Origin of the sequence: Amycolatopsis thailandensis (assembly GCF_002234405.1) — a bacterium.
Taxonomy (GTDB): Bacteria; Actinomycetota; Actinomycetes; order Mycobacteriales; family Pseudonocardiaceae; genus Amycolatopsis; species Amycolatopsis thailandensis.
The window spans coordinates 1-4,428 of the sequence record NZ_NMQT01000108.1 but is presented as its reverse complement, the minus strand read 5'-3'; the positions used below and the strand labels follow the sequence as shown (position 1 = coordinate 4,428).

Annotated in this window: 4 protein-coding genes; 1 reads left to right on the top strand and 3 read right to left on the bottom strand. The window is 71.3% G+C overall.

The window, feature by feature from the left end:
- Positions 1 to 716, bottom strand: a 716-nt coding sequence (locus CFP71_RS29875; RefSeq protein ID WP_093937300.1) for a hypothetical protein, incomplete at its 3' end; no start/stop codon positions are given.
- 130 nt (positions 717 to 846) lie between these two features.
- Positions 847 to 2,901 (bottom strand): Stk1 family PASTA domain-containing Ser/Thr kinase, encoded by a 2,055-nt coding sequence (gene pknB / locus CFP71_RS29870; RefSeq protein WP_093937299.1) that lies wholly within the window; start codon positions 2,899 to 2,901, stop codon positions 847 to 849.
- A 184-nt stretch (positions 2,902 to 3,085) separates the two neighbouring features.
- Between pknB and CFP71_RS29865 the strand changes: the two genes are divergently transcribed.
- The gene (locus CFP71_RS29865; RefSeq protein WP_093937298.1) at positions 3,086 to 3,454 is read left to right on the top strand and encodes an Rv2175c family DNA-binding protein; all 369 of its coding nucleotides are present in this window, start codon (positions 3,086 to 3,088) and stop codon (positions 3,452 to 3,454) included.
- On the opposite strand, the gene CFP71_RS29860 is transcribed toward CFP71_RS29865, so the two are convergent.
- Positions 3,423 to 4,428: MFS transporter (locus CFP71_RS29860; RefSeq protein ID WP_143267209.1), on the bottom strand; the 1,006-nt coding region annotated here is incomplete at its 5' end. The two genes, CFP71_RS29865 and CFP71_RS29860, sit on opposite strands and share 32 nt — an antisense overlap.

Here is a 4,428-nt window from a genome sequence, read left to right as displayed (position 1 = left end):
GACGTGGGCGGCGGTGACATGCGTTTCGGCTGGGGCAGCGGAGGCGGCGCCTGCGACTCGCGGGGCCAGGCGGGAGTGATCATCGCCTGCGCCCCGACCCGGCGGACGGGCAGCCCGTGCGCCTCCCGCGCGGGCAGGCCGGGCCAGATCTCGCTCGCCTCCTTGGCGGCGTCGCGGATCGCGGTGCCGTCGAGCGAGGTGTGCGTCTCCTCGATGTCGCGGTCGAGCCACTGGACGATGAACTCCAGCGGGCCGTCGGGCGGCAGCGGCCACAGGAAGATCTCGTGGTCGACATGGAACGCCGAACCGCCCAGCCCCTGCGCGCGCAGCACCGGCTGATCCGGTTGGGCGGCCGACGGTACGGAGATGGTCTCCGAACTGGCCCGCCGTCCGTCGGGGAAGAGCACGCCGACCAGCAGCGCGTTGTAGTCCGGGACCCGGCGGTGATCGATCAGGCCTTCGTCGGGATCGCCGGACAGGAGATCCCGCGAGTACACCGACAGCTGGAACGACACCGATTCCGGCCACACCTCGATACCGCGCAGCGCCACGATGGTCCGTTCGGCGCGGCCCAGCGGCATCGACCAGGGCAGGATCGCCGGGACGATGTACTCGTGCGGTGACTCCACCCAGGGGCGGCCGTTGTAGCCGAACAGCTCCTGTTCCGGCACCGGGAAGAGGGGACGGCTGCGCGGGCCGTCCGTGAAGAAGCTCATCGTGGCCCGGGCGCGACCGAACGCGAGGTGAACCTGTCCGACCTGCCGCTCACGCCGTCAACGACCACCATGCGGTTCACGGTATCCGATGACCAGGCCGGTACTGAACGGTTTCACCACACCTTTCGCGTCACCCGAAGCCCTTGAGCTTCACTTTCGTGCCCTTCGGCACCTTCGTGCCCGGCTGCGGATCCTGCTGCAGGACGAAGTCGAAACCACCGTTTCCGCCGCCGTGGCCGTTGCCGTTTCCGCGACCCTCACGGTCGGCGTCCAAGCCCGCCTGGCGCAGGATCTGGATGGCCTCTTCCATCCGTTTGAAGGTCACGTTCGGTACTTCGACGGCGTTCGAAACGAACACCCCGATCCGGCGGTTGCTCGCCTTGCCGCCGCCCTTCGGGTCGGTGCGGATCACCTGGCCGGCGGCGAACTGGTCCGAGAACTCCTCGCCCGCCTGGAACGGCTGGAAGCCCGCCTGCTGCAGGATCTGGAACGCGGCGTCCTTGCTCTGTCCGGTGACGTCCGGGACCGGCGGCAGCGGTTCGGGACCCTTGGACAGGATGACCGTGACCTGCCCGCCGATGTTCAGCTGCGAACCGGGGCTCGGGTCGGTGCGGATCACCTTGCCCTTGGCGACGTCGCTGTACTCCTGCTCGCCCTGGACCGGCGTCAGCTGCGCGGCCTTGATCGCGGTCTCCGCGTCCTGCTGGCTCGTGCCCGCCTGGATGTCCGGCACGATCGGGCGGCCCTTCGACAGCACGACATTGACCGTTGCGCCCGGCGCGAGCGACGCGCCCGCCGCCGGGTCCGACCGGATCACCGTGTGCTGCGCGGCGGTGTCGCTGTACTCCTCGGTGTAGGCCGGGGTCAGCTTCGCCGTCCGGAGCGCGTTGCCGGCGGCGGCCTGGTTCATCCCGGCCAGTTTCGGCACCGACGCCGAGGTGGGGCCGGTGTCGTTGAGGATGAACGCGAACGCGCCGATCAGACCGCCGAGGACCAGCACCGCCGCCGCGATCATGATGTAGAGGCGTTTGCGCGACTGCGGCTGGTCGTCGTCGTCCGCGGGGCGCTTGGGACGTGGGGGAGGCGTCCGCGGCGGCTGGGCGGCGGGGAACTGCTGCTCCCGCCGCATCGCCTGGGTGCCGCGCGGCCCGGAGACCGGCATGGTCGCTTCGGCGACCGGGTTCAGCACCGTCGTCGCCGCGGACGGGCCCGCCGGGATCGCGGGGATGCCGGGGGTGGTGCGCTCGGCATCGGTCTCCCGGTCGGCGTCCGCGGGCAGCGGCACGGGCACCGGGACCGCGGGGATGCCGAGTGCGGTGCGCAGGTGGTTCAGTTCGGCGAGGAACGCCGTGGCGTCGGCCGGGCGCCGTTCGGGATCACGCCGGGTGGCGCGCAGGATCAGCTCGTCCAGCATCGGCGGGATGTCCGGGCGCAGTTCGCTCGGGCGAGGGACGTCGTCGTTGACGTGCCGGTACGCCACCGAGAGGGCGGTGTCGCCGGTGTAGGGCGCGCGCCCGGTGAGCATTTCGTACAGCAGGATCCCGGCCGAGTAGACGTCGCCGCTCGACGTGGTCGCGCCGGTGGCGACCTGTTCGGGCGAGACGTAGGCGACGGTGCCGAGGATGACGCTCGAACTCGTGGTGCCCGCGCTGGCGATCGCGCGGACCAGGCCGAAGTCGCCCACCTTGACCACGCCGCCCGAAAGGGCCGTGCCGCCGCGCCCGATGAGCACGTTCTCCGGTTTGACGTCGCGGTGCACCAGCCCGGCGGCGTGCGCCGCGGCCAGCGCGGACAGCACCGGCTCGGCGATGCTCAGCGCGAGCGCGATGTCCAGCGGGCCGCGTTCGGCGAGCAGTTCGCGCAGGGTCCCGCCGTCGACGAGTTCCATGACCAGGAACGCGCGGCCGGACTCTTCACCGCCGGGGGTGTCGAAGCCCTGGTCGTGCACCGCCACCACGTGCGGATGGTGCAGCCGGGCCGCCGACCTGGCCTCCCGTTCGAAGCGTTCGACGAACGACCTGTCGTCGGCGAACCGCGGGTCCATGATCTTGATGGCGACCTGGCGGTCCAAGCGGGTGTCGACGCCGCGATACACCGACGACATCCCACCGCGTGCGAGCAGCTTGTCCACCCGGTAGCGGCCCTCGAGCAGAGTGCCCACCAGCGTGGGGTCCGTGCGTGTCACGGCTATGGATCGTACGGAAGTGCCCATGTTCTGGTGTACGGGACCTGGCTCCCCGGGGATCACGATTCGCAGCATTTCGTCGAATCGGCGGTATACGTGACCAACCGGGCACTCTCCGTCATGGCCGAGTCGTCACCCATGCGTACTAACGGAGCGGGAGACGGAATGTGGCACAGTGTCACCTGTGAGTGGTATTCCCGTCGCCGACGACGTTCTCGATGCAGATGTGGCCGTTCTCCCGCTTCCCGAGGTCGCGACCGCGCTGAACGTTTCGGCCAACAAGGTCCGCCAGATGCTGCGCGACGGCCACCTGATCGCGGTCCGGCGCAAGGGCGAGCTGTACGTCCCGGCCGGATTCCTGGTGAAGGACGGCGTGGTCAAGGGCCTGGCGGGCACCATCACCGTGCTCGCGGACTCGGGCTTCAGCCGGACGGAGATGCTGCGCTGGCTCTTCGCCGAGGACGAGACCCTGCCGGGGACCACCCCGGTCAACGCGCTCCGCACCAGCCACGGCACCGAGGTCAAACGGCGCGCGCAGGCGATGGCGTTCTAGTCCGCCTGGACGTTCTGACCAGTACATACGTCGCAGCCGCGAGCAGCTGGCAGCCCGCCGCGGCGCCCAGTGCGGCGGTTACTGAGAGTGCGCTCAACGGGCCCGCGGCCGCCGCTCCCGCCGCGAGGCCGGTGATCTTCACGCTCGCCGCCGTCGTGAAAACCTGAGCCCGCACGTCCGCGGGCGCCTCGCGATGCCGGATGGCGAAAAGAGCCGAAAGTTGTGGTCCTTCGGCGAAACCGGTGAGTACGGCGGCGGCCAGGAGGGTCACCACGTCATGGCCTGCCGCCGCGAGCAGGAAGCTCGCGCCCAGCAGGACGGTGGTGGCGAGCACGGTGCGATCCGGCGGTGGCGGCTTGCGGGCCAGCGCGGCGTTCGCGACCAGTGACGCGGCGGCCAGGACGGCGAGCAGGAGCGCGCCGAAGCCCGGGTTCCCGAGTCGCTGGGCGCCGAGCAGCGGATAGCAGACCACGGCGATCCCGATGCCGACGAAGGACACCGTGGACGTCGCGGTGGCCCGCAGCAGCGAACGGTTGCGGAAAAGGACCGAGAACCCGTCGGCGAGCCGGCGCAGGATCGGTTTCGCGGGCTTCGCTTCGACGGCGGGCAGCGACCAGGCCGCGGGGAAGGCGGCCACGACCAGTGTGATCGCGACGGCCACCGCGGCCGGGGCCCCGGCGTACGCGGCCACGAGCCCGGCGAGTCCCGGTCCGGCGAGGCTCGCGGCGGTGAACGTCATCGCGTCCAGCGCGCTCGCCCTCGCCAGCGGTGTGCCGCCCCGCGCGTTGGGCAGCTGAGCCGTCCAGCCACCCGCCAAGGCGGGGTTGAGCAACCCGGCCGCGACGGCCACCGCGATCGCCGCGGGGGCTTCGACGGGCGCGAGCACCGCGCCGAGCCCGGCCGCGTAGGCGAGCAGTGCCCACGCCAGCAGCCGTCCCGGGCGGGGACTGCGGTCGAGCAGCGCGCCGAGCAGC